The sequence below is a fragment of the Achromobacter spanius genome, assembly GCF_002812705.1.
Taxonomy (GTDB): domain Bacteria; phylum Pseudomonadota; class Gammaproteobacteria; order Burkholderiales; family Burkholderiaceae_B; genus Achromobacter; species Achromobacter spanius.
The window spans coordinates 2,939,722-2,962,337 of the sequence record NZ_CP025030.1 but is presented as its reverse complement, the minus strand read 5'-3'; the positions used below and the strand labels follow the sequence as shown (position 1 = coordinate 2,962,337).

21 protein-coding genes are annotated in these 22,616 nt (G+C 64.8%); 7 read left to right on the top strand and 14 right to left on the bottom strand.

The genetic code is table 11. From position 1 onward, the window contains the following. Positions 1-164: 164 nt before the first annotated feature. Positions 165-1,187: an amino acid ABC transporter substrate-binding protein gene (locus CVS48_RS13455; RefSeq protein WP_100854891.1), complete on the bottom strand. Its 1,023-nt coding sequence runs from the start codon at positions 1,185-1,187 to the stop codon at positions 165-167. Between the two features lie 298 nt (positions 1,188-1,485). On the opposite strand from CVS48_RS13455, the gene CVS48_RS13450 reads away from it, so the two are divergent. The 4 genes from CVS48_RS13450 to CVS48_RS13435 are packed head-to-tail and all read left to right on the top strand — an operon-like array spanning position 1,486 to position 4,698. Further along, positions 1,486-2,484 (top strand): Bug family tripartite tricarboxylate transporter substrate binding protein, encoded by a 999-nt coding sequence (locus CVS48_RS13450; protein WP_100854890.1) that lies wholly within the window; start codon positions 1,486-1,488, stop codon positions 2,482-2,484. A gap of 55 nt (positions 2,485-2,539) precedes the next feature. After that, on the top strand, positions 2,540-3,220 hold the full coding sequence (locus CVS48_RS13445) for a 3-oxoacid CoA-transferase subunit A (RefSeq protein WP_100854889.1): 681 nt from the start codon (positions 2,540-2,542) through the stop codon (positions 3,218-3,220). 9 nt (positions 3,221-3,229) lie between these two features. Then, positions 3,230-3,871 (top strand): 3-oxoacid CoA-transferase subunit B, encoded by a 642-nt coding sequence (locus CVS48_RS13440; protein WP_050448838.1) that lies wholly within the window; start codon positions 3,230-3,232, stop codon positions 3,869-3,871. Beyond that, complete coding sequence (locus tag CVS48_RS13435) at positions 3,871-4,698, top strand: IclR family transcriptional regulator domain-containing protein (RefSeq protein WP_100854888.1); 828 nt, start codon at positions 3,871-3,873, stop codon at positions 4,696-4,698. The genes CVS48_RS13440 and CVS48_RS13435 overlap by 1 nt, the downstream gene beginning before the upstream one ends. 336 nt (positions 4,699-5,034) lie before the next feature. Here CVS48_RS13435 and CVS48_RS13430 read toward each other — a convergent pair whose 3' ends face one another. The 6 genes from CVS48_RS13430 to CVS48_RS13410 form a co-directional block, all read right to left on the bottom strand. Then, positions 5,035-6,090 carry an L-threonylcarbamoyladenylate synthase gene (locus tag CVS48_RS13430; RefSeq protein WP_100854887.1) on the bottom strand — a complete coding sequence of 352 codons (1,056 nt, stop codon included), beginning with the start codon at positions 6,088-6,090 and terminating at the stop codon, positions 5,035-5,037. A gap of 6 nt (positions 6,091-6,096) precedes the next feature. After that, positions 6,097-7,287 carry a 5-(carboxyamino)imidazole ribonucleotide synthase gene (locus tag CVS48_RS13425; protein ID WP_100854886.1) on the bottom strand — a complete coding sequence of 397 codons (1,191 nt, stop codon included), beginning with the start codon at positions 7,285-7,287 and terminating at the stop codon, positions 6,097-6,099. Further along, positions 7,284-7,814 carry a 5-(carboxyamino)imidazole ribonucleotide mutase gene (purE, locus tag CVS48_RS13420; protein ID WP_167400993.1) on the bottom strand — a complete coding sequence of 177 codons (531 nt, stop codon included), beginning with the start codon at positions 7,812-7,814 and terminating at the stop codon, positions 7,284-7,286. Before purE ends, CVS48_RS13425 begins: the two co-directional genes overlap by 4 nt. A gap of 105 nt (positions 7,815-7,919) precedes the next feature. Then, a complete protein-coding gene (locus tag CVS48_RS13415; RefSeq protein ID WP_100854885.1) occupies positions 7,920-8,492 on the bottom strand; it encodes a disulfide bond formation protein B in 573 nt (190 codons plus the stop codon). Positions 8,493-8,502: 10 nt separating this feature from the next. After that, complete coding sequence (locus CVS48_RS29370; RefSeq protein WP_167400992.1) at positions 8,503-8,661, bottom strand: DUF5993 family protein; 159 nt, start codon at positions 8,659-8,661, stop codon at positions 8,503-8,505. A 196-nt stretch (positions 8,662-8,857) separates the two neighbouring features. Next, entirely contained in the window at positions 8,858-9,739 is an 882-nt protein-coding gene (locus tag CVS48_RS13410) for a phosphoribosylaminoimidazolesuccinocarboxamide synthase (protein WP_100854884.1), read from the bottom strand. Between the two features lie 241 nt (positions 9,740-9,980). Between CVS48_RS13410 and CVS48_RS13405 the strand changes: the two genes are divergently transcribed. After that, positions 9,981-10,436: a GFA family protein gene (locus tag CVS48_RS13405; RefSeq protein ID WP_100854883.1), complete on the top strand. Its 456-nt coding sequence runs from the start codon at positions 9,981-9,983 to the stop codon at positions 10,434-10,436. A gap of 127 nt (positions 10,437-10,563) precedes the next feature. On the opposite strand, the gene fba is transcribed toward CVS48_RS13405, so the two are convergent. The 7 genes from fba to CVS48_RS13370 form a co-directional block, all read right to left on the bottom strand. Continuing rightward, complete coding sequence (gene fba / locus CVS48_RS13400; protein WP_050448830.1) at positions 10,564-11,628, bottom strand: class II fructose-bisphosphate aldolase; 1,065 nt, start codon at positions 11,626-11,628, stop codon at positions 10,564-10,566. Between the two features lie 233 nt (positions 11,629-11,861). After that, complete coding sequence (locus tag CVS48_RS13395) at positions 11,862-13,301, bottom strand: amidase (protein ID WP_100854882.1); 1,440 nt, start codon at positions 13,299-13,301, stop codon at positions 11,862-11,864. Continuing rightward, the gene (locus CVS48_RS13390) at positions 13,294-15,003 is read right to left on the bottom strand and encodes an ABC transporter ATP-binding protein (RefSeq protein WP_242001290.1); all 1,710 of its coding nucleotides are present in this window, start codon (positions 15,001-15,003) and stop codon (positions 13,294-13,296) included. Before CVS48_RS13390 ends, CVS48_RS13395 begins: the two co-directional genes overlap by 8 nt. Beyond that, complete coding sequence (locus tag CVS48_RS13385; RefSeq protein ID WP_100854881.1) at positions 15,003-15,842, bottom strand: ABC transporter permease; 840 nt, start codon at positions 15,840-15,842, stop codon at positions 15,003-15,005. The genes CVS48_RS13390 and CVS48_RS13385 overlap by 1 nt, the downstream gene beginning before the upstream one ends. Continuing rightward, entirely contained in the window at positions 15,839-16,816 is a 978-nt protein-coding gene (locus CVS48_RS13380) for an ABC transporter permease (RefSeq protein WP_100854880.1), read from the bottom strand. The genes CVS48_RS13385 and CVS48_RS13380 overlap by 4 nt, the downstream gene beginning before the upstream one ends. Then, positions 16,813-18,417, bottom strand: a complete 1,605-nt coding sequence (locus CVS48_RS13375; protein WP_100854879.1) for an ABC transporter substrate-binding protein — start codon at positions 18,415-18,417, stop codon at positions 16,813-16,815. The genes CVS48_RS13380 and CVS48_RS13375 overlap by 4 nt, the downstream gene beginning before the upstream one ends. Before the next feature lie 63 nt (positions 18,418-18,480). Continuing rightward, positions 18,481-19,803, bottom strand: coding sequence for an ArgE/DapE family deacylase (locus tag CVS48_RS13370; protein WP_100854878.1), 1,323 nt, complete (start codon positions 19,801-19,803; stop codon positions 18,481-18,483). A gap of 235 nt (positions 19,804-20,038) precedes the next feature. Here CVS48_RS13370 and CVS48_RS13365 point away from each other — a divergent pair, with 235 nt between their 5' ends. Together CVS48_RS13365 and CVS48_RS13360 are read left to right on the top strand one after the other, a co-directional pair. Then, entirely contained in the window at positions 20,039-20,812 is a 774-nt protein-coding gene (locus tag CVS48_RS13365; protein ID WP_100854877.1) for an IclR family transcriptional regulator, read from the top strand. A gap of 138 nt (positions 20,813-20,950) precedes the next feature. Beyond that, positions 20,951-22,594: an ABC transporter substrate-binding protein gene (locus CVS48_RS13360; RefSeq protein WP_100854876.1), complete on the top strand. Its 1,644-nt coding sequence runs from the start codon at positions 20,951-20,953 to the stop codon at positions 22,592-22,594. Positions 22,595-22,616: the final 22 nt, after the last annotated feature.

Here is a 22,616-nt window from a genome sequence, read left to right as displayed (position 1 = left end):
GGCGCGGGGCGTGCAAGGGGAAAACGCATAGCGTACCGTATAACGGTTCGCTTATATCGCATGGCGATTGGGAGAAATCCGCGTCAGCAGCATGCCCGTGATCACCCTGGCAATAAAAAGCGGCCCGCGCCGCGGGCCGCCTGGCTATTACCGCGCGCGCCGCATCACCGAATCGGCCACGGATACATCGCGCCGCCGTTGCTCCACAGCGCATTGGTGCCCCGTTGCAGGCCCAGCTTGCTGTCCTTGCCGACGTTGCGCTCGAACACTTCGCTGTAGTTGCCCACGGCCTTGATGGCGTTGTAGGCCCACTTTTCGTCCAGGCCCATGTTCTTGCCCGCCCCCGGCGTCACGCCCAGGATGCGCAAGACGTTCGGGTTCTTGCTCTTCAACATCTCATCCACGTTCTTCTGCGTGACGCCGTACTCCTCGGCTTCCTGCAGCGCGAACAAGGTCCAGCGCACGATGCCCAGCCAGTTCTCGTCGCCCTGGCGCACCATGGGCCCCAGCGGTTCTTTCGAGAAACGTTCGGGCAGGATCTCGTAGTCATCCGGGTTCGCCACTTGCGTGGCGCGCACGGCGGCCAGTTGCGAGGAGTCGTCGGTGAAGGCGTCGCAGCGGCCGGATTCAAAGGCGCGCACCACTTCCGTCACCTTGTCGATCACCACGGGCTTGAATTCGATGCCGTTGGCGCGGAACCAGTCGGCCAGGTTCAATTCGGTGGTGGTGCCGGGCTGCACGCAGACGGTGGCGCCGTTGAGTTCCTTGGCGCTTTTCACGCCCAGCTTCTTGCTGACCAGGATGCCCTGGCCGTCAAAGAAGCTGGGGGCCACGGCAGACAGCCCCAGTGACGTGTCGCGCGTCTGGGTCAGCGTGACGGTGCGCAGCAATACGTCGACTTCACCCGATTGCAGCGCGGTGAAGCGTTGCTGGGTGGACAGCGCGGTACCTTTGAATTTGGTCGGATCACCGAACACGGCCGCGGCCACCGCGCGGCAGATGTCCACGTCCATGCCTTCCCATTCGCCCTTGCTGTTGGTGGCCGAGAACCCGGAAACGCCGTCGGTCAGGCCGCACTGCACAAATCCCTTTTTCTTCACCGCATCCAGGGTGGGGCCGGCAACTGCCGCCTGGGACGCGCACGCCAGGGCCAAAGCGCCGGCTGCAAACCACGTTGACCGCTTCATTGTGCTTCTCCTGAGGGTGAAATCCGAGCCAGATTACGCCATGTCCACCACATGAACAACGCGGCTTTCCCTAGTGCAAACCCCGGGAATGACGAGTCAGACAGATTTGGCCATTTGTCCGGTGATCGAACTTAATCAGACCCTTACACCCCAATCGTCGCGCCCCCGCATGCCATACTTTTTTTGCGTCGATGTCCGATACGCGGCATTGCCGCAAACCTTAAAAAAACGCCGAGCGCGCCACTAGAAAAACCCGGCGCGCATCGATATTCGGTCGATTCATGGAGGAGACAAATCCATGGCTACAGTTTGCAAATCGCAGCCCCGCCGCCTTGCCCTGAAAACCCTGTTGTGCTCGGCCCTGGCCACCATCGGCCTGGCCGCCGGCCCGGCCCAGGCCGCGGATGACTGGCCCACCAAGCCCATCAAGATCATCGTGCCGTACACCCCCGGCGGCTCCACCGACATCGTCACCCGCATCGTGGTGGAAAAGCTGGCGCCGCGCCTGGGCCAGACGATCATTGTCGAGAACAAGCCGGGCGCCAACAGCAGCGTGGGCTCGGCCATCGCCGCCAAGGCGGACCCGGACGGCTACACCTTCCTGGCCATGCTGCCGGCCTACCTGGTCAACTTCCATCTGTACAAGCTGAACTTCAAGCCCACGGACCTGGTGCCCGTCGTACAAATGGCCGATCTGCCCCTGTTCCTGTTCGTGGCCGAAGACGTGCCCGTCAACAACGTGGCCGAATTGGTCGATTACGGCCGCAAGCATCCCGACAAGCTCACCTATGCCTCCAGCGGCACGGGTTCCAACGCGCACCTGACCGGCGCGCGGTTCGCGTCGAAGAACCAGATTGCGATGACGCACGTGGCCTACAAGGGCAGCGCGCCGATTCTGACGGACCTGCTGGGCGGGCGCGTATCGATGGTGTTCGACCCGATCCTGGTGCCGATGCAATACGTGAAACAGAACCGGCTGAAGGCGCTGGCCTTCACCGGCAAGCAACGCTGGCCCGACGAACCCTCGATTCCCACCATGGGCGAAGCCGGCCAGCCGGGTTTTGAAACGGGTTCGTGGGCGGGGCTGCTGGCGCCGGCCAATACGCCCCAGCCCATCATCGACCGCATGGCGCGCGAGGTCGCGGAAGTGGTGAAAGACCCCGAGGTACGGCGTAAATTCATCGACGTCGGCTTCCTGCCGGTGGGGGGCACGACGGCGCAGTTCGCCGAATTCATGCGGCAAGAGTCCGCCCACTACGCCGACGTCGTCAAGCAGGTCGGCATCACCGCGAACTGAACGAAGCCGGGGCGCGGCGGCAACACAGCTGCCCCGGCAGATCGGAACCCACACCATGATCAACAAGTTCATCGACACGCCCGAGGCCGCGGTCTCGGACATCCACGACGGCGCCACGATACTGATCAGCGGTTTCGGCGGCGCCGGCATGCCCACCGAACTGATCCATGCACTGATCGACCAGGGCGCGCGCGAGCTCACCGTGGTCAGCAACAACGCGGGCAACCACGAAACGGGGCTGGCCGCGCTGATCAAGGCCGGCCGCGTGCGCAAAGTCATCTGCTCGTTTCCCAAGGCGTCTCACTCCTGGGTCTTCGACGACCTGTATCGGCGCGGCGGCATCGAACTGGAATGCGTGCCGCAAGGCACCATCGCCGAGCGGCTGCGCGCGGCGGGCGCGGGGCTGGGCGGATTTTTCACGCCCACCGCCTACGGCACCGAACTGGCCCAAGGCAAGGAAACGCGCATGATCAACGGGCGCGGCCATGTCTTCGAGACGCCGCTGCATGGCGACTTTGCGCTGGTCAAGGCCGACCAGGGCGACCGCTGGGGAAATCTGACTTATCACAAGAGCGCGCGCAACTTCGGGCCGATCATGTGCATGGCGGCCAAGACCACCATCGTGCAGGTGCGCGCCAAGGCCGAACTGGGTGAATTGCCGCCCGAAGCCATCGTGACGCCCGGCATCTTCGTCAAGCGCGTCACCGAGGTGGCCAAAGCCGCCTTTTCCAGTTGAAGGACAGCCATGTATCAACCCCTGACCCGCGAGGCCATGGCGCGCCGCCTGGCCCTGGATATTCCCGACGGCAGCTACGTCAACCTGGGCATCGGCATGCCGGTGCTGGTGGCCGCGCACCTGCCGGATGACCGCGAGATTGTGCTGCACAGCGAAAACGGCATCCTGGGCATGGGCCCGCCGCCCGCTGACGACGCCATCAATCTGGATTTGATCAACGCCGGCAAGCAGCCCGTGACCCTGCTTGCGGGCGGTGCGTATTTTCACCATGCCGATTCGTTCGCGATGATGCGCGGCGGCCACCTGGACATCTGCGTCATGGGCGGCATGCAGGTCGCGGCCAATGGGGATCTGGCCAACTGGTCGCTGGCCAAGCCGGGCGAAGCGCCCGCCGTGGGCGGTGCGATGGACCTGGCGGTTGGTGCGCGCAGCGTGTTCATCATGATGGAGCACAACAGCAAGAACGGTGATCCGAAGATCGTCGAGCGCTGCACTTATCCTCTGACGGGCGCGGGCGTGGTGGACCGCATCTATACCGATCTGGCGGTCATTGATGTCACGCCGGATGGCCTGGTGGTTCGGGATATGATCGACGGCATGACGCTGACCGAACTGCAAGGACGCACCGGCGCGCCGCTGCGCGCGGGCTGATGCTGCCTAATCTGCCCCCGCCCGGCTACGCCGCGCCGTTGGCCGCTGACGACCATCCCGACCAGTTCCGGGGCGACCCGGACTACATGCTGACCCTGGCGCGCGGCCTGCACGTGATCCGCGCGTTCGGCACGCGGCGCCATCCGCAAACGGCGGCGGAACTGAGCCGTCGCGCAGGCCTGCCGCGCGCGGTGGTGCAGCGCTGCCTGCACACGCTGGTGCTGCTGGGCATTGCCGAACAGCACGGCAGGCTGTATGTGCTGACGCCGCGCATCCTGGGCCTGGGCTATGCGTATTTTTCGTCGACGCCGTTTGTGTCGCTGGCCCAACCCGTGCTGGAAGAACTGAGCGCCACGGTCAACGAGACCTGCGCGCTGGCCATCATGGAAGGCCACGAAATGTTGTACCTGGCGCGTTCCGAAGTGAACCGCCTGCTGGCAACCTCCATGGGCCTGGGCAGCCGCCTGCCGGCGTATTGCACGTCGATCGGGCGCGTGTTGCTGGCCGAATTGCCCGAGCCCGCCCTGGCCCGCTATTTCGCCGCGACCGACTTGCAGCCCTATACGGAATTTACGCTGAACACCGAGGCGAAATTGCGCGTGGAATTGGCGCGTATCCGCGAGCAAGGCTACGCGGTGGTCGACCAGGAATTGGAATTGAACGTGCGCGCGATTTCAGTTGCCGTCCGTTCCGCCAGCGGCAAAGCCTGCGGCGCCGTGAACGTCAGCGTCAAGGCAGCGCGTGTGCCGCTGACGCGCCTGACCGAAGAGTTCTTGCCCCCGTTGCGGCAAGCAGTGGAAAGAATCGGGGAATTTTTGGTGGCGTGAGGACGTGGGCGGCACCGTCCGATGGGTTACGCGCGTGACGCGCCGTGCCTTAGCTAACCGCCATGCCGCGCTGCACCCATCCTACAAGTCCGGCACGTAGGATGGGTGCAGCGCGAGAAACCCAACAAAAGAACCCAAGCCAAGTTCGCGCGAAACCCATCAAGCAACCGTCCACATCAACGAAGCCCGCAGAAACCAGCACGATTCAGGAGCCACCGCACCCCACGATTCGTAGGATGGGTGCAGCGCGAGAAGCCCAGCAAAAGAAACCAAGCCAAGTTCGCGCGAAACCCATCAAGCCACCGCCCAAGAGTCCCACAAACCCCATCAAGCAACCTACTCCAACCCCGTCATATCCAGCGAAAACGCGGCAGCCGCGCGACCAATCCGGTCATTGACCGCGTGCCATTCATCGCTGGCGGGCGGCGCCTGCACGATGATGCGCGAATACCCCTGCTTATCCAGATCGCGCAGCAATCCATACAAGGCCTGCGCATAGCGCGCCGGGTCTGCGGGAACGGGCTGCCATTGCAAACGCGCATCCAGCGCTTCAGGCTTCACCCCATACGCCACCACCACCACCTTGCCCGCCGGCAGATTCCGTCCTTGCACCACCTCTTGCAGGCGATCATCCGACGCCAGCTCAAGCGGCGTGCGCGGCGCATAGTGCGCCTTCAACGTCCCCGATGCCCTGGGCGCGGCGGCGTCCGGTGCGAACACCTGCATGCCCAGCACCGCTTCAATCTGCGCCGCACTGATATGACCCGGACGCAGCAGCACGGGACCCGCCCCCCGATCCAGCCGCGACAGGTCAAGAATGGTCGACTCGATACCGACTTCCGACGCCCCGCCTTCCAGCACCGGCATGCCCGCCGCGACTTCCTCGGGGAATTCGCTGCGCACATGCTCGGCGCGCGTGGGCGACACCTGGCCGAACTTGTTGGCCGACGGCGCGGCCACGCCGCCCTGCCCGTTCGGCTTGCCCGCCGCAAACGCCGCCAGCAGCGCCTGCGCCACCGGGTGCGATGGGCAGCGAATGCCGATGCTGTCCTGGCCGCCGCTAACCGTATCAACGATATGCGGCGCGCGCTTCAGGATCAGCGTCAGCGGCCCCGGCCAGAACGCATCGATCAGCAGGCGCGCCTCGGGCGGCACGTCCGCTGCCCAATACGACACATCACCACCGGGCGCGATGTGCACGATGACGGGATGATTCGACGGGCGGCCCTTGGCCGCATAGATCTTCGCCACCGCCTGCGGGTTTTCCGCGTCCGCGCCCAGGCCGTAGACGGTCTCGGTGGGAAAGGCGGCGAGCTCGCCGTCCAGCAGGCGCTGCGCGGCGTGGGCGATGTCCGCGTCGCGCGCGGAATCCAGCGTAGGCAAGGAAGGCATCGCGGTTTACTCGGGGGCTTGCATGCCCAGCGCGGCGGCCACACGGGCGGCGTCGCTGCGGGCTTCATCCAGCGTGGGCGCCACGATGGTGATGTGGCCCATCTTGCGGGCTCGGCGCGCGTCATGCTTGCCGTACAAGTGCAGCTTGGCGGTGGGCACCGCCAGCGCGGCGGCCCAATCCGGTTCGCGCTGGGTCGTGGCCGTGGCCGATTCGTACCAGATGTCGCCCAGGATGTTCAGCATGACGGCGGGCGCCAGCAGCGCCGTGCTGCCCAAGGGCAAGCCGGCCATCGCGCGCGCCTGCTGTTCGAACTGGCTGGTGACGCAGGCGTTCATCGTGTAGTGGCCGCTGTTGTGCGGGCGCGGCGCGATCTCGTTGACGATGAGGCTGCCGTCCTTCAAGACAAAGAACTCCACGCACAGCACGCCGTGGTAGCCCAGGCCTTGCGCAATGGACTGCGCCGCCTCGGTGGCGCGGGCCTGCCGTTCGGCATGGGCCGCGTCCGACTGCACGGGCGCCGCCGTCGACACCGCCAGGATGCCGTCGCGATGCACGTTGCGCGCCACCGGGAACACCACGCTGGCACCATCGAAACCGCGCGCCAGCACCACCGAGATTTCATAATCCAGCGGCATCAAGGCTTCCAGCACGCAGGCCACGCCGCCGAATTCAGCGAAAGCAGCAAGCGCTTCGTCGCGCGTGTTGATGCGGGCCTGACCCTTGCCGTCATAGCCCAGGCGGGCCACTTTCAGAATGCCGGGGAACAAAGCCTCGGGCGCGGCGCGCAGGTCCGCTTCGCTGCGGATGGCGGCGTGCGGCGCAACGGGAATGCCTTGCGCGGCGATGAAGGTCTTTTCGGCGATACGGTCCTGCACGATGGCCACGGCGTCGGCGGCCGGGCTGACGCGGCAGCGCGTGGCCAGCGTGCGCAGGCTGTCGGCGGGTACGTTTTCAAATTCGGTGGTGACGGCCTGACAGGTCTGGGCCAGGCGGGCCAGTCCGGCTTCGTCGTCGTAGGCCGCCTGGATGTGCAGGTCGGCCACCATGCCGGCGGGGCATTCGTCGGCCGGATCCAGCACGGCGACCTTGTAGCCCAGGCTTTGCGCCGCGTGGCAGAACATGCGGCCCAGTTGGCCGCCGCCCAGCAAGCCCAGCCAGCCGCCGGGGGCAATCATGAAGGAAGTGGGTTTGCTCATACGATCGACGCCTCGGGCGGAACCTTCATGTCGCGCGCGGCTTGCGTCTGGCGCGCGCGGAAAGCCACCAGCTTCTGATGCAAGCCCGCATCGGTACCGGCCAGCGTGGCAATCACGTGCAGCGCCGCGTTGGCCGCGCCGGCTTCGCCAATTGCAAACGTGGCCACCGGCACGCCCTTGGGCATCTGCACGATGGACAGCAGCGAATCTTCGCCGCGCAGGTACTTGGACGGCACGGGCACGCCAAACACCGGCACTTCGGTCAGCGCCGCCATCATGCCCGGCAGGTGGGCCGCGCCGCCGGCGCCGGCGATGATGCCGCGCAGGCCGCGGCCATGTGCCGCCGCGCCGTACTCGGCCATGTCCTGCGGCATGCGATGCGCGGAAATCACGCGCGCCTCGTAAGCCACGCCGAAATCCTCCAGCATGGTCACCGCGTGCTTCATGACCTCCCAATCGCTGGAAGATCCCATAATCACGCCCACCACGGGGGTGGCCTCTGCCGCTGCGGAAGTCTTGGCTGTCATAACCGGTGTCAAAGAGGTAAGACCGCGGAAACCTGCCCGCGGAATGTCAAAGGACCGCGGACCCAGTCCGCGAAACCCGGTATTTTACCCGGCGCGCGGGCGAAGCTAGCGTGCGGCCGATGACGACAGCCACAGATAGCTGTCGGGATTGTCCGGGCAAGGCCCGAAACCGCATTCCAGCGTGGTGCCGCCCACGTTGGCCAGCGTCATGATGAAAAACAGGGCCATGACGATGATGCCCAGCACCGACACCGGCTTTTTCAGCATGCTGTCGCCCCATTTGCGGTCGGCCGTCTGCATCAGAATGCAGAAAACGATGATGGCGCAAAAGGCGATGAAGGCCCAGGTGTAGAAATGCATGCCCAGGAACGGCGAGCCATAGCCCGGGTCGCCCGGCGCCATGTGCAGCAGCACTTGCCGGCCCGACGCCAGCATTCCCCCGAGCGACGCCGCGATGCTCATGGCGTAGTGCATGGGCGATGGCCCCAAGCGCATGTTCAGCAGGAACCCCACCCCGGCAAGTATCAGCGCCACGCGCTGCAACAGGCATAGCGGGCACGGCAGTTCGTCATAAATGAACTGCCAGGCGAAGGCCATGCCCAGGATGCCGGAGATGCCCAGCAGGGCCAGGCCGTTCAACACGCGCGAGCCGCGCGCCGGATTGCGGGAAAAGATCATTGCCCGGCCTTTACAGCGACAACGCCAGGGGCGTGTTCATGTGGTGCACGCACCAGGCGGCAAAGATCGCCAGCGTCAGCATCCAGAAAGTCACGCAGGGGCGGCGCTTGCCAAGCACCCCGAACCACACGGCGACCAATCCGGTCAGAAAGGGCAACATCATGATCATGCGGAAGGCTCCTGTCGGCGGACGTCCTGCTAAGCAGCCGACGAGTATAACGTAACAATCCGACATATTTGTTATCGAAAGCCCTGATGCGCGCGGCGCCGGCTTATGCCTTGGAGGCATAAAAAAACCCGCTCACTGTGCATGAGCGGGTTGTTTCGACCACGAAGGCCTGATGCCCTAAGGCGGATCAGGCGGATCAGGCGATCAGGCGATCCAGCCCTTCGCGGTACTTGGCGGCCGTCTTCACCAGTACGTCTTGCGGCAGGCGCGGGGCGGGCGGGGTCTTGTCCCAGGTTTGGGTTTCCAGCCAGTCGCGCACGAACTGCTTGTCGAACGACGGGGGGCTGATGCCCACGCGGTAGCCGTCGGCGGGCCAGAAGCGTGACGAATCAGGCGTCAGCACCTCGTCCATCAAGTGCAGCGTGCCGTTGTCGTCCAGGCCGAATTCGAACTTGGTGTCGGCAATGATGATGCCCTTGGTGGCGGCGAACTTGGCGGCTTCCGTGTACAGCTTGAGCGTGACGTCGCGGATGCGCTCGGCCATTTCCTGGCCAACTTCCTTCACCACGTGCGCAAAGTCCACGTTTTCGTCGTGCATGCCGAATTCGGCCTTGGCGGCGGGCGTGAAGATGGGCTCGGGCAACTGGCTGGCCTGTTGCAGGCCGGCGGGCAGTTGAATGCCGCAGACGGCGCCGGTGGCCTGGTAGTCCTTCCAGCCGGAACCGATCAGGTAACCGCGGGCAACCGCTTCCACCAGAATCGGCTTCAGGCGCTTGACCACGACGGCGCGGCCGCGCACCTGGTCGACTTCTTCCGGGGCCACCACGTCTTCGGGCTGCACGCCCGTGGAGTGGTTCGGCAGGATGTGGGCCAGCTTCTGCAACCAGAATTCGGTCAGCTCGGTCAGCACCTGTCCCTTGCCGGGAATGGGGTCGTCAAGGATCACGTCGAAAGCGGAGATACGATCCGACGCGACGATCAGCAACTTGTCGTCGCCCACCGCGTACATATCGCGCACCTTACCGCGGCCCAGCAGCGGCAAGGACTTGATGCTGGATTGATGCAAAGCAGAAGTCACGGGAATGGCCTATGGCAAAAATGAAGATTCCCGCCACGGGCGAGCGCCAGGGCGGGAAGTAGAACGAAATCGGAACCTGCGCAAAAGGCGGCATGGCCTCTGCAAGACGCATAGATTACTGCAAATAAGCCCGTCTTGCCGGGCGGCGGGGGCCGGGTTAGGCTCTGATTTCCGACTCACAATTCGCGCCGGCCGCCTTTGGGCGTCACGCCGCAGACCTTACGCCCGGAGACAAAGTCGTATGCAGGAAGCTTCCCTCAAACGCCCGCCCGCCGCCGACGCGCCGGTACACCTGACTGGCGGTTGCCAGTGCGGCGCGATCCGTTACGCCGTTACCGACGAGCCCATCACCGCCGCCACCTGTCATTGCCGCGACTGCCAATATTCCAGCGGCGGCGCCCCGGCCCATGCGTTGATCTTTCCCGCCGGCTCGGTGACGATGCTGCGCGGCCAGGCCAAGGAACACCGCTACAAGGGAGACTCCGGGCACACCGTCATGCGCAGCTTCTGCGCCGCCTGTGGCACGCCGCTGTTCGGCGGCTCGGAAGGCATGGGATACGAAGTGGTGCGCGCGGGCTCGCTGGACGACCCCGAAGCCTTCCACGCCAAGGCCAGCCTGTGGACCAGTTCGGCGCCGTCCTGGCACCACGTGGACCGCAGCGTGCCGCACTTCCCGCAAAACTCGCCGCCCGCCTGACGCGCGGGGCTGACGCGGCCAGCCGGTACGCCCGTCTTGGCAGCCGGCCAAAACAAAGGGGTGGGTCCATGACGGACCCACCCCTTTTTGCTACCCCGGCGCCCCCCGAAGGCGGCGCTGGACAGATTTACTGCACCACTTGCGACAGCTTGCCCGATGCGTACTGCGCGGCGATTTCGGTCAGCGGCAGCGCCTTGATCTTGCTGGCGTTGCCGGCCGTGCCGAATTCCGTGTAGCGAGCCACACAGATCGCCTTGGCAGCGGCGCGGGCGGGCTTCAAGTATTCGCGCGGGTCGAACTTTTCGGGGTTCTCGGCGAAGAAGCGGCGGATGGCGCCGGTCATGGCCAGACGAATATCGGTGTCGATATTGATCTTGCGCACGCCGTACTTGATGGCTTCCTGGATTTCCTCGACCGGCACGCCGTAGGTTTCCTTCATGTTGCCGCCGAATTCACGGATCTCGGCCAGCAGTTCCTGCGGCACGCTGGAGCTGCCGTGCATCACCAGGTGGGTGTTGGGCAGGCGGGCGTGGATTTCCTTGATGCGGGAAATCGACAGGATGTCGCCGGTGGGCTTGCGCGTGAACTTGTAGGCGCCGTGGCTGGTGCCGATGGCAATCGCCAGCGCGTCCAACTGGGTGCGGCGCACGAAGTCGGCGGCTTGTTCCGGATCGGTCAGCAGTTGATCCATGGTCAGCTTGCCGTCGGCGCCGTGTCCGTCTTCCTTGTCGCCTTCCATGGTTTCCAGGGAACCCAGGCAGCCGAGTTCGCCTTCAACCGTCACGCCCAGCTTGTGGGCGACGTCCACGACCTTCTTGGTGACTTCGACGTTGTAGTCGTAGTCGGCGATGGTCTTGCCGTCTTCTTTCAGCGAACCGTCCATCATCACGCTGGAGAAACCGAGGTCGATCGCGCCTTGGCAGACCTTGGGCGACTGGCCGTGATCCTGGTGCATGACGACGGGAATGTGCGGATAGGATTCCACCGCGGCCTGGATCAGGTGCTTCAGGAAGCCCTCGCCCGCGTATTTGCGCGCGCCGGCCGAAGCTTGCATGATCACCGGGCTGTCGGTCTCCGCAGCGGCTTCCATGATGGCCTGGACCTGTTCCAGGTTATTGACGTTGAAAGCCGGAATGCCGTAGCCGTTCTCGGCGGCGTGGTCGAGCAGCTGGCGCATGGAGACTAGGGCCATGAGTGGTCCTCCTAAGTACTGTTTATTGAAATGGTTGAAGCCTTGCTGAATGGGGTGATTTTACGGGGGAATCGCTGAAAGGTCTTGCAACCGCCGGTATCCGGTCCATTCAGCCGATGGCAAAGCGGCGCAAGGCCGCGCGGGTCGTCCGGAAGCATGAGGGACTAGGGGCGGCCAAAGCCGCCCCGACGCGCGAAACTCCTGCCTCGGGGGCTGTTCCCCCGGGGCCGCCCCTAGACGGGCTGCGGCACCGCGATGCGTCCGGCCCAGGGCTGGGCCGTTTCCAGTTGGGCCGACAAGGCCAGCACCACCGCTTCGTGGCCATAGCGGCCCACCACCTGCACGCCCACGGGCAGGCCCGCGTCGGTCCAGACCAGCGGCAAGCTGGCGGCCGGCTGGCCCGACGCATTGAACGCCGCCGAGAACGTGCCATAGGTGGCGACCTTGCGGCGGAAGTCCAGGAACGAGCCCTGGGCCGTGGACAATTCGCCCAGCTTCAACGGCAGTTGCGTCAGCGAGGGCGACAGGATGGCGTCGCAGCCTTCCATATAGTGGTCCAGGATGCGGCCGATGGCATGGAAGCGGTTCACACTGCCGATGTACTGCGCCGCGGGCAGCGTCTTGCCGTATTCATAGCCCTGGCGCAGCACGGGTTCCAGGTCATCGTCGTGCAAGGGCTGGCCGGTCAGGCCCAGCCGCGTATCCACCGACAGCACGATGTTCCCTGCCAGCACATTGGCGTGGGCCTGCACGAAGGCGTCGTACTCGATGTCCGGCGGCGTGCCGTCCACGACCTCGTGGCCCAGTTCCCGGCACAGCGCCGCCGCGCGCTCGACAGCGGCAACACATTCGGGCGCCACGGCCACGCCATTGAAGGCGCTGCGCCACACGACGATGCGCATTTTTCGCGGGGGGGTGGCCAGCAGTTCCAGATATGACCCCGGGGCGGCGGGCGCCGCATAGGGCGCGCCCGGCTCCGGCGCGCACACGGCGTCCAGCGCGGCCGCCGTGTCGCGCACCGAACGCGACAGCACGCCATCCGTCGCCAGGCCGCCCCAGCCTTCGCCCCGCAACGGGCCCATGGGCACGCGGCCCCGCGACACTTTCAGCCCATACACGCCGCAAGCCGCGGCGGGAATACGGATGGAGCCCCCGCCGTCGCTGCCGTGCGCCAAGGGAACGATGCCCGCCGCCACCGCCGCCGCCGCGCCGCCGCTGGAGCCGCCCGTCGAGCGCGTCAGGTCCCAGGGGTTGCGGGTGGGGCCGCCGTTGCGCGCCGCCTCGGTGGTGGGCGCCATGCAGAATTCCGGGACGGTGGTGCGTGCAAACGGAATCAGGCCAGCCGCCTCGAAGCGGTCAGCCAGCGTGGCGTTGCGGGCATAGCGCGTGTCGTTCAGCAGGCGGGAGCCCAGGCTGGACGGAAAGCGCGTGTGCGCCAGCCCGGAATCCTTCAGCAGGAATGGAATCGCGCCAAACACGCCCCGGACTTGCCAGGCGCGCGCCACGTCCAGGGACTCTTCATAGCGCTCGTAGCAAAGCGCATTCATGGCCGGCGCGCGTTCCCGCGCCAGATTGATGGCGCAGGCCATCAGGTCTTCGGGGCTGACTTCGCGCCTTGCCAACAAGTCGGCCAGCGCCAGCCCGTCCAGCGCCTGATACTCGGTGTCACGCATACTGCTTGCTCCTTGAGGGGTCTGACAGCGCTTCCAGATCGGGTTTGTTCCAGGCCTTGCCCGGCACCGATTCGATCAGGCGGCGCGTGTATTCATGTTGTGGGTGGTAGAAAATCGTGGCCGCGCGTTCCAGCTCCACCAGTTGCCCTTGCCGCATGACGGCAATGCGGTCGCAGATCTGGGCCGCGACACGCAGGTCGTGGGTGATGAACAGCACCGACAGGTCGAACTGCCCGCTCACGGTCTTGAGCAGGTCCAGCACCTGCGCCTGGATGGACACGTCCAGCGCCGACACCGCTTCGTCCGCCACCAGCAGCCGGGGCTTCAAGGCCAGGGCGCGCGCGATGCCCACGCGCTGGCGCTGCCCACCGGAAAATTGGTGTGGATAGCGGTCGCCCGCGTCTCCGCCCAAGCCCACCAGTTCCAGCAATTCACGCGCATCGCGCAGCGCGGTCTTGCGGCTGATGCCGAACGCGATGGGGCCTTGCGCCACCGCCTCGATCACGCGGTGGCGCGGGTTCAGCGATGCATAGGGGTCCTGGAACACCATCTGGATCTGGCGACGATAGGGGCGGAAGTCGCGCGGCTTCATGCCGACGAGTTCCTGGCCCTCCATACGCACGCTGCCGCTGTCAGGCGAGATCAAGCCGATCAGCGTGCGGCCCAAGGTGGACTTGCCCGAGCCGGACTCGCCCACCAGGCCCAGCGTTTCGCCCTGCCGGATTTCCAGCGAGATATCGCGCAGTGCGTCGACCCGGCGCCCGCCGGTGGCGAAGGTCTTGCACAGCTTGTCCACCACCATCAGCGCGGGCGCCGCACCCGCCTCTTCTTTGCCCTCGGGCTTGTGCGGCACGGCGGCGATCAACTGGCGCGTATAGGGATGCTGTGGGCGGTTCAGGATGTCTTGGGCGGCGCCCGCCTCCACCACCGCGCCCTTGCGCATGACGACGATGCGGTCGGCAATGTTGGCCACCACGCCAAAGTCGTGGGTAATGAAGATGACGCCGATGCCCATGCGCCGCTGGATGTCCTTGATCAGCCCGAGTATCTGCGCCTGCGTCGTGACGTCCAGCGCGGTCGTGGGTTCATCGGCGATCAGCACGTCCGGCTCCAGCGCCAGCGCCATCGCGATCACCACGCGCTGGCGCTGCCCGCCCGACAACTGGAACGGAAAGGCGTCGATCATGGCGGCGGGATCCGGCAGCAACACCTGTTCAAACAATTCCAGCACGCGCTGCTTGCGCGCCGCGACGCTCAGCGTGGTGTGGCGTTCGAGCACCTCGTCCACCTGCCGGCCCACGCGCATGATGGGATTCAGCGCGGTCATGGGCTCCTGGAACACCATGCCGAACGACTTGCCGCGCAAGCCGTACCAGTCGGTGGCCGACAGCCCGACCAGGTCGCGCCCGCCGTACAGGATCTGCCCCTGCGTGACGCTGAGTTGGCCGGCCGGCAGCAAGCCCATGATGGCGTGCGCCGTCACGGATTTGCCCGAACCGGATTCCCCCACCACGCACAGGATCTCGTTGCGGTTGACGGTGTAGGACACGTCCTGCACCACGGTCGGCCCACCATGCGCGGCCGTTACGCTGAGACCGCGGATGTCCAGCAGCGCGCTGGAGGTGTCGGAAGCCGCGGTGGTGGCATTCGTGGCGGCGGAATGCGTGGCGTCGGCATTCGCATTCGTGTAGTCGGTACCCATTACGTCGTCCTCCTGCGCGCCAGCTTTGGATTCAGCGCGTCGTTCAGCGCTTCGCCGATCAGGTTCAGCGACAGCACCGTCACCAGAATCGCCACGCCGGGGAACACGCTCATCCACCAGGCATCGCGCAGCACACTGCGCGACGCGCCGATGATGTAGCCCCACGTCATGGCGTTGGGGTCGCCCAGGCCCAGGAAGCTGAGCGCCGATTCCAGCAGGATCGAGCTGGCGATCATGAGCGAGCCCGACACGATCACCGGCGACAGGCTGTTGGGCAGGATCTGCGTCAGGATGATGCGCAGGTTGGATTGGCCGGCCAGCATGGCCGCCTGCACGAATTCACGATTTTTCAGGCTCATGAACTCGGCCCGCACCAGGCGCGCCAAGGGCGGCCAGGACACCACCGCAATCGCGAAGATCACCGTCGCCATGTTGGGCGTCAGGATGGCCACCAGCACCACCGCCAGGAAGAAACTGGGAATGGTCTGGAAGAGTTCGATGAAGCCGACGATGGCCTGGTCGACCCGCCCGCCATAAAAGCCCGCCAGCGCGCCCACCGTGATGCCCACCAGGATGGACACCGCCGTGGACACGGCGGCCAGCACCAACGTCACGCGGGACCCATAGGCGATACCGGTGGCGATGTCGCGGCCAAGGGTGTCGGTGCCCAGCAAGGCGCCGTCCGACAATGGCGGCATGAAGGGGCCGTTGATGATGTCCCAGGGGCTGTCCGGAAAGATCCAGCTGGCGGTGAGGGCCATCAGCGTGACCAGCGCGATCACGATCAGGCCCATGATGCCGCCCTTGTTGCGGCAGAACGATTGCATGAACGCTTTCATTTCAGTTCGATCCTGGGATCCGCCACCGTGTACAGAATGTCGGTGACTAGGTTGACCACCACCACGATCAGCGAGGCCACGAAGAACACGCCCAGCAGCACGCTGTAGTCGCGCTGGATCAAGGCGTCAAACGCCAGCCGGCCGATACCCGGCCACGCGAAAACGGTTTCCACCAGCAGCGAACCGCCGATCAGGCCGCCCGCCTGGATACCGGCATACGTGATGACGGGCAGCAGCGCGTTGCGCAGCACGTGGCGCACGATGACCGTGCGTTCTGACAAGCCCTTGGCGCGCGCCGTCTTGACGAAATCAAGCTGGCTGATTTCCAGGATGGACGCGCGCGTCAAGCGGGCGTAGACCGCCATGTAGAACATGCCCAGGGTCAGCGCCGGCAGCAGCAGATGCTTGGCGACATCCGCCAGGCGGGCCAACCCCGTCAGATTGGCGCCCACGCTTTCATAACCGAAGGCCGGCAGCCATTCCAGGTTCACCGAGAACAACAGCACCAGCATCAACCCCACCCAGAACAGCGGCGTGGCGTAGGCCAACATGGACAGCGTGGTGATGACGGTGTCGCCCCACTTCCCCACCCGCAGCGCCGCCTGCGTGCCCAGGCTGACGCCCGCCAGCAGCGCGAACGCGAAGGCCGACAAGGTCAGCAGCAACGTGGCGGGCAGGTGTTGCAGGATCAGGCTGGAAACCGGCGCCTGCTGGCGGTAGGAATAGCCCAGGTCGAACGTCGCGACGTTCTTCAGGTACTGGCCCAGTTGCACGGCAATGGGCTTGTCCAGCCCGAATTCCTGGCGCAGCTTGGCGATGAACTCGGCATCCACCGCGCCGGACTGACCCGCCAGGATTTCGGCGGGGTCGCCCGGCGCCGCCCGCACCAGGAAGAAGTTGAAGAGCGCGATCATCAGCAGAACCAGGACGCTCTTGACCACCCGGTTCGCCAGGAATTTGCCGACCTTCTTCATTCTTTGGACAGCCAGGTATCGCTTTGCGTATCCACCACGCCCAGCGCCGTCGTCACCGCGTTGTGCACGCGCTTGTTCAGCAGCGTCGAATAGTTCGTGTCGGCCAGCCACAGCACCGGCACGTCCTCGACAAGAATGCGCTGCGCCTCGCTGTACAGCTTCTGGCGTTCTTCGTCCGTTGCGGCCGTAGCGGCGGCATCGAACAGCTCATCGACCTTGGGGTTGCTGTACTGCGAGGTATTGCTGAACATCAGCCCCTTCTTGATGTTGCTGCTGACGTAGGTGCGCGACACGCCGATCGCCGGGTCGCCGTACTGGAATACGCCGTTGGCGCCCATGTCGAAATCCCAGTTGCCCACGCGGCTGACCCATCCGCCCACATCGGTGTTCTCGATGCTGACGGCCACGCCGATCTTGGCCAGGTTCTGCTTGATGTATTCCGCGGTGCGGCGCGGCATTTCGCCATAAGGCAGCGGGATCAGGCCCAGCGTGGCGCGCACGCCCTTGGCGTCCGGCTTCAGGCCCATTTCGTCCAGCAGCGCAATGGCCTTCTTAGGATCGTAGGGGTACTTCTTGACGTTGGCGTCATAGAAGCGCGTGTTGTGGTGAATAGGGCCGGTGGCCACGGTGCCCGCCCCGAACATGATTTTGTCGACGATGAACTGGCGGTTGATGCCGTACATCAGCGCCTGGCGAAAGCGCTTGTCCGAAAACGGCTGGCGACCGCCGTTCAGTTCAATCCATTGCAAGGTGGACCAGTACTCATATCCCTTGTGGGTCTCGGTGATGTGGGGCAGCTTGACCAGGCGCGGCACATCCACCGGCTCGATGTCCTGCAACCAGCCCTGGAGCACCGTGCCTTGTTCCAGCGCCACGCGGCGCGAGGCCGAATCGGGAATCACGCGGTAGGTGATGCCGTCCAGGTAGGGCCGGCCTTCCTTCCAGTAGTGCTCGTTCTTGACGAGCTCAACATAAGAACCACGTTCCCAGTGCTTGAACTTGAACGGGCCGGTGCCGATGGGCGCGTTGTTGTTGGGGTTCTGGCCAATGGGCGTGTCCACGTCATACAAATGCTTGGGCAGGATGGCGCCGCCGCCGATGTCGAAGGCGTACAGGAACGCCGAATACGGCTGCTTCAGCTTGAAGACGACGGTCTGCGCATCGGGTGCCGACACTTCTTGCACATTGGCCATCAGCGTGCGGGTGCGCGGCGTGTTAGCCAGGATCTTGGTGTAGGTGAACACCACGTCGTCGGACGAGAACGGCTTGCCATCGTGCCACTGCACCTTGGGTTGCAGGTGGAAGGTGTAGGTCAGGCGGTCGGGCGAAACGTCCCAGGACTTGGCCAGGCCGGGCTGCGGCTTGAGATCGAAGGAGTAGGTCAGCAGGCTTTCGAATATCTTGCCTCCCACCAACTGCGTGCTGGCCACTTGTTGCACCGCCACGTTCAAGCTGGGCGGCTCGGGGCTCAGGATGGCGGTCAGCACGCCGCCGTATTGGGGCGTTTCAGCCGCCTGCGAGACGGGCGTCGACAGGGTCAGAAGGCTGGCCACGGCCAGGGTGCAGCGCGCCAGGGCGCGCCGGGCAATGATGGATGTCATGGCAGGTATTCCGTATTGAGAGAACAACGGCAGGAGGCGCCGCGGCGCATGCCGCGGCCGGGCTCAGGCTTGCAGCGGTTCGACGCCGCACCAGTCGTGGATGAAAAGCGCCAAGGCGGTGGCCACGCGCACCATGCTGTCCACCGACACGCATTCATTGAAGCCGTGCACGTTCTGCACCTTGGGGCCGTAGCAGGTCACCGGCACGTCCATCAGCAGCCGGAAATGGCGGCCATCGGTGGTGGCCGTCAACGCGGTGGGCTCGGGCAATTCGCCGGCCACGCGGCGGTGGGCATCGGCCAGCAACTGCATGGCCGGCACGTCCAGGTCGTACTCGCAGCCCGGCGCGTGGAAGCCTTCGTAGCGGATGTCGATGCGCACATCGCTGTCGGTCAGTTCGGCTTCGACGGCGCGGATGCGCGACTCGACCAACTGCTTGGCCGCTTCGATGCTCATGTCCGGATAGCAGGCGATGCGCATGCCCAGCGTGCAGACGCTGGGCACCGACGAATTCCAGTCACCCGCGTGGATCTGCCCCAGGTTGAAGTTGATGGGATGCGCATGATCGCGATAGGCGGGGTGCCGGTTTTCGGGCAGGTTCCATTCGTGTTCCAACTGCTTCATGGCGTCCACGATGCGCAGACCGGTTTCGACCGGGTTGACGCCCGTGGTCATGTACGCGGCATGCGCGGGGCGGCCCACGATGTCCACGTACATCCAGTACACGCCCAGTTGCGCGCTCATCATGCGTTCATGCGTGGGTTCGGGGATGACCACCGCGTCGAACGCGCTGAGCTTGGCCGCCGCGATGGCGCTTTGCAGCGCCGACACCGTGGCCAGCGTGCCGTTGCCGGTGTTTTCTTCTTCAAGCACGCCGTTGAAGCCCACCGCGCCAGCGGGTTGCACGCCCAGCTCGCGCAGCGCCTTGAACGCGGCCAGCGCGCAGATGATGCCCGCCTTCATGTCGCCCGCGCCGCGGCCATACAACCAGCCATCGCGCAGTTCACCGTCGAACGGCGCCGGGTCCCAGAGTTCATGCGGTCCCGTGGGCACCACGTCCAGGTGGCCGTTGAACAAGACGGCCCGGCCGCCCGCGCTGCGCGGCTCGTGGCGCGCCAGCACGTTGTAGCGGCCGCCGTCCGGGCAGCATGCCGGGGAATACAGCGGCAGGTTTTTCAGTTCTTCGGTGCGCAGCGCAATGCGCTCGGACGCCAGGCCCAGGTCCGCCAGCGCGTCTTCCAGAAACTCGGCGGCGGACATCTCCTGCCCGGGCAGGCTGCGGCATTGCACGAAACCGGTCAGCGTGTCGGTCATGTATTGGCGAAGCTGGTTGACGGCTTCGGCGATACGGGCCTGGTCCAGGCTGGCTGCTGCGACGCTGCTCATTGCATTCCCCTTGTCGGATGTGAAAGCGGCAAATTCATAGGTATCAATATTTGATATCTAGATATCCATATTTGGCATGATAGAGTTCGCACAATTACGGGACAAGACGGAAACCATGGGTAATTTCCCTAGCCCTGACAGAAATCGATTTGCCACTACAGTTCCTATCCGCGTGCGAATAGCCCGCACCGATACCGCGCGGCAAAAACAAGAAAAGAGACTGGAGTAAATCAACATGGCCACAACCGAAACCCGGTTCAACCAATCCCTGGCGAAAGGCTTCGGCATCCTGGAGGCTTTTTCGAACCATCCCGGCCCGCTCAGCCTGAATGAGCTGACAGAACTGTCAGGGCTGGACCGCAGTTCAACCCAGCGCATGCTGCATACGCTGGTGGCCCTGGGCTATCTGGAACGCGGCAGCAACCAGCGCGGCTACGTGCTGGGCAAGAAGATCCTGGACCGCACCTTCGACTTTCTGCGCGGCCATCCGTTGCTTGAACGCGCCACGCCCATCCTGGAACAACTGCAACAGGAATGCGGCGAGCGCGTGGATCTGAGCCTGTTCGACGGCCTGACCATCGTGTATGCCCTGCGCCGGCAGAGCAAGCGCCAGACCTTCTACGCCACGCTGGTGGGGCGCCGCATGCCGACATTCTCGTCATCGGGTGGCCGCGCCATCATGTCGCACCTGGCTGATGACGAAGTCGACGACATCCTGGCGCGCAGCGACTTGCGCCCGCTGACGGCCAAGACCATCACCGACCCGGACCTGATCCGCCAGCGCGTGCGCGAGGCGCGCGTGCAGGGCTACGCCATCTGCCTGGAAGAAAGCATGGTGGGCGAGATCGTGCTGGGCAGCGCGGTCGTCGACCACAGCGGCCGCCCCATCGCGGCCATCCATATCTCCGGCCTGCTGGCCGAATGGACGCTGGATTCCTTCACGCAGCGCTTCAGCTCATTGGCGATCTCGGCCGCGCGCGCACTGAGCGGCCGCCCCAACCGCAACTGAAGGCGCCGCCCTCCCCATTCCTTTAGCGGGATATCCCTAGCCCTCGCCGCCTTGCGCGGCCGGGGCCACTGCTGCACCATAAGCCTCTTGGATTCCGTAGTATCAATATTTGATACTTAAAAACCAAGGAGACTCGCCTTGAAGTGCAATATCGTCCGCCGCGCCCTGACTCGGGGCCTGCTGGTCACCGCCGCTGTCGCCAAGGCAATGGCCGCCACGGCAATGGCCGCCACCCCCGCCACCGTTTTGGCCGCGCCGCCCTCGGCCGAGCTTCAGCCGCAATACGGCGGCGTGCTAACCGCCATCCTGAACCCCGAGCCGCCCAATCTGAACGTGGCCATGCAGCAGGTGGGCACTACGCAGATGGTGGCGGGCAAGGTGTACGAAAGTCTGTTGACCTATTCGTTCGACCTGAAGCCGCAGCCCAGCCTGGCCAAGTCCTGGGAGGTGTCCGACGATCAGTTGACCTATACGTTCCGCCTGCAGCCCAACGCGCAATGGCACGACGGCAAGCCCTTCACGTCGGCGGACGTGCTGTTTTCCTACAAGCAGGTGCTGGCCAACACGCCGCGCACGCGCGCGCTGATGCGCTACATCCAGGACATCACCGCGCCCGACGATCACACCGTGGTGTTCAAGTTGAAGGAACGCTATTCAGCGTTCCTGTATGCCTTCGACATCGGCGGCGGCGTGATCCTGCCCAAGCATCTGTTCGATGTCGACACGCCCATGGCGCAAAACCCGCACAACAATGCACCCGTCGGCACCGGCCCGTTCAAGTTCAAGCGCTGGGAGCGCGGCTCCTACATTGAGCTGGTCAAGAACGAGCACTACTGGGCGAAAGGCAGGCCCTATCTGGACGGCATCATTTTCCGCGTGATCCCGGATGCGGCCTCGCGCCGTCTGGCGCTGGAGCAACGCACCGTACAGCAGGCCTGGTTGCAAGACATCGAACCCTTCGACATGCCGCGCGTGGCCAAACTGCCGCACATCAACGTCACGCAAAAGGGCTATGAATACTGGTCCACGCTGCACTGGATCGAAATGAACGGGGCGCGCAAACCCATGGACGACAAGCGCTTCCGGCAAGCGGTCATGTACGCCATCAACCGCGATTTCATCGCCAAGCGCATCATGTTCGGCATGGGCACCGTGTCGACGGGTCCGTTCCATCGCAACACGCGCTTTTACGACTCCAACATCAAGCAGTATCCGTATGACCCCAAGAAGGCCATCGCCCTGCTCGACGAAATGGGCCTGAAGCCGGACGCCAATGGCGTGCGCGTGAAGCTGGGGCTGATCCCCAACCCTTACGGCGAAATGCAGCGCCGCATTGCCGAATACACCAAGCAGAGCCTGGGCAAGGTCGGCATCGTGATCGACATCGAAAGCACCGACGTGGGCGGCTGGACCACCCGCATGGGCAACTGGGATTTCGACATGGCCTACAACGGCGTATTCCAGTATGGCGACCCGGCAATCGGCGTGTCGCGCACCTACGTCAGCAGCAACATCAAAAAGGGGCTGGCCTTCACCAACACCTCGCAATATCGCAATCCCAAGGTGGATGCGCTCTTTGACCAGGCCGCCACCGCGCCCACGGATGAGGAACGCCAACGCCTGTACACCGAGGTCCAGAAAATTCTGGCGGAAGACGTGCCCTTGGCCTGGATCGACGACACCAATTACTCCACCTACCTGGACAAGCGGGTACACGGCGCCATCACGACCGGACTGGGCGCCGTGGGCAGCTACGCCGACGCCTGGCTGGCGCCGAAGTAGGCGTTGAAGACCAGCCCCAGGG

Coding starts and splice junctions, on each gene's coding strand:
- fba (WP_050448830.1), bottom strand. CDS start 11,628: ATGGCCCTAGTCTCCATGCGCCAGCTGCTCGACCACGCCGCCGAGAAC.
- CVS48_RS13375 (WP_100854879.1), bottom strand. CDS start 18,417: ATGACATCCATCATTGCCCGGCGCGCCCTGGCGCGCTGCACCCTGGCC.
- CVS48_RS13415 (WP_100854885.1), bottom strand. CDS start 8,492: ATGATCTTTTCCCGCAATCCGGCGCGCGGCTCGCGCGTGTTGAACGGC.
- CVS48_RS29370 (WP_167400992.1), bottom strand. CDS start 8,661: ATGATCATGATGTTGCCCTTTCTGACCGGATTGGTCGCCGTGTGGTTC.
- CVS48_RS13380 (WP_100854880.1), bottom strand. CDS start 16,816: ATGAAGAAGGTCGGCAAATTCCTGGCGAACCGGGTGGTCAAGAGCGTC.
- CVS48_RS13405 (WP_100854883.1), top strand. CDS start 9,981: ATGCAGGAAGCTTCCCTCAAACGCCCGCCCGCCGCCGACGCGCCGGTA.
- CVS48_RS13455 (WP_100854891.1), bottom strand. CDS start 1,187: ATGAAGCGGTCAACGTGGTTTGCAGCCGGCGCTTTGGCCCTGGCGTGC.
- CVS48_RS13425 (WP_100854886.1), bottom strand. CDS start 7,287: ATGAGCAAACCCACTTCCTTCATGATTGCCCCCGGCGGCTGGCTGGGC.
- CVS48_RS13430 (WP_100854887.1), bottom strand. CDS start 6,090: ATGCCTTCCTTGCCTACGCTGGATTCCGCGCGCGACGCGGACATCGCC.
- CVS48_RS13440 (WP_050448838.1), top strand. CDS start 3,230: ATGTATCAACCCCTGACCCGCGAGGCCATGGCGCGCCGCCTGGCCCTG.
- CVS48_RS13370 (WP_100854878.1), bottom strand. CDS start 19,803: ATGAGCAGCGTCGCAGCAGCCAGCCTGGACCAGGCCCGTATCGCCGAA.
- CVS48_RS13395 (WP_100854882.1), bottom strand. CDS start 13,301: ATGCGTGACACCGAGTATCAGGCGCTGGACGGGCTGGCGCTGGCCGAC.
- purE (WP_167400993.1), bottom strand. CDS start 7,814: ATGACAGCCAAGACTTCCGCAGCGGCAGAGGCCACCCCCGTGGTGGGC.
- CVS48_RS13445 (WP_100854889.1), top strand. CDS start 2,540: ATGATCAACAAGTTCATCGACACGCCCGAGGCCGCGGTCTCGGACATC.
- CVS48_RS13365 (WP_100854877.1), top strand. CDS start 20,039: ATGGCCACAACCGAAACCCGGTTCAACCAATCCCTGGCGAAAGGCTTC.
- CVS48_RS13450 (WP_100854890.1), top strand. CDS start 1,486: ATGGCTACAGTTTGCAAATCGCAGCCCCGCCGCCTTGCCCTGAAAACC.
- CVS48_RS13385 (WP_100854881.1), bottom strand. CDS start 15,842: ATGAAAGCGTTCATGCAATCGTTCTGCCGCAACAAGGGCGGCATCATG.
- CVS48_RS13435 (WP_100854888.1), top strand. CDS start 3,871: ATGCTGCCTAATCTGCCCCCGCCCGGCTACGCCGCGCCGTTGGCCGCT.
- CVS48_RS13390 (WP_242001290.1), bottom strand. CDS start 15,003: ATGGGTACCGACTACACGAATGCGAATGCCGACGCCACGCATTCCGCC.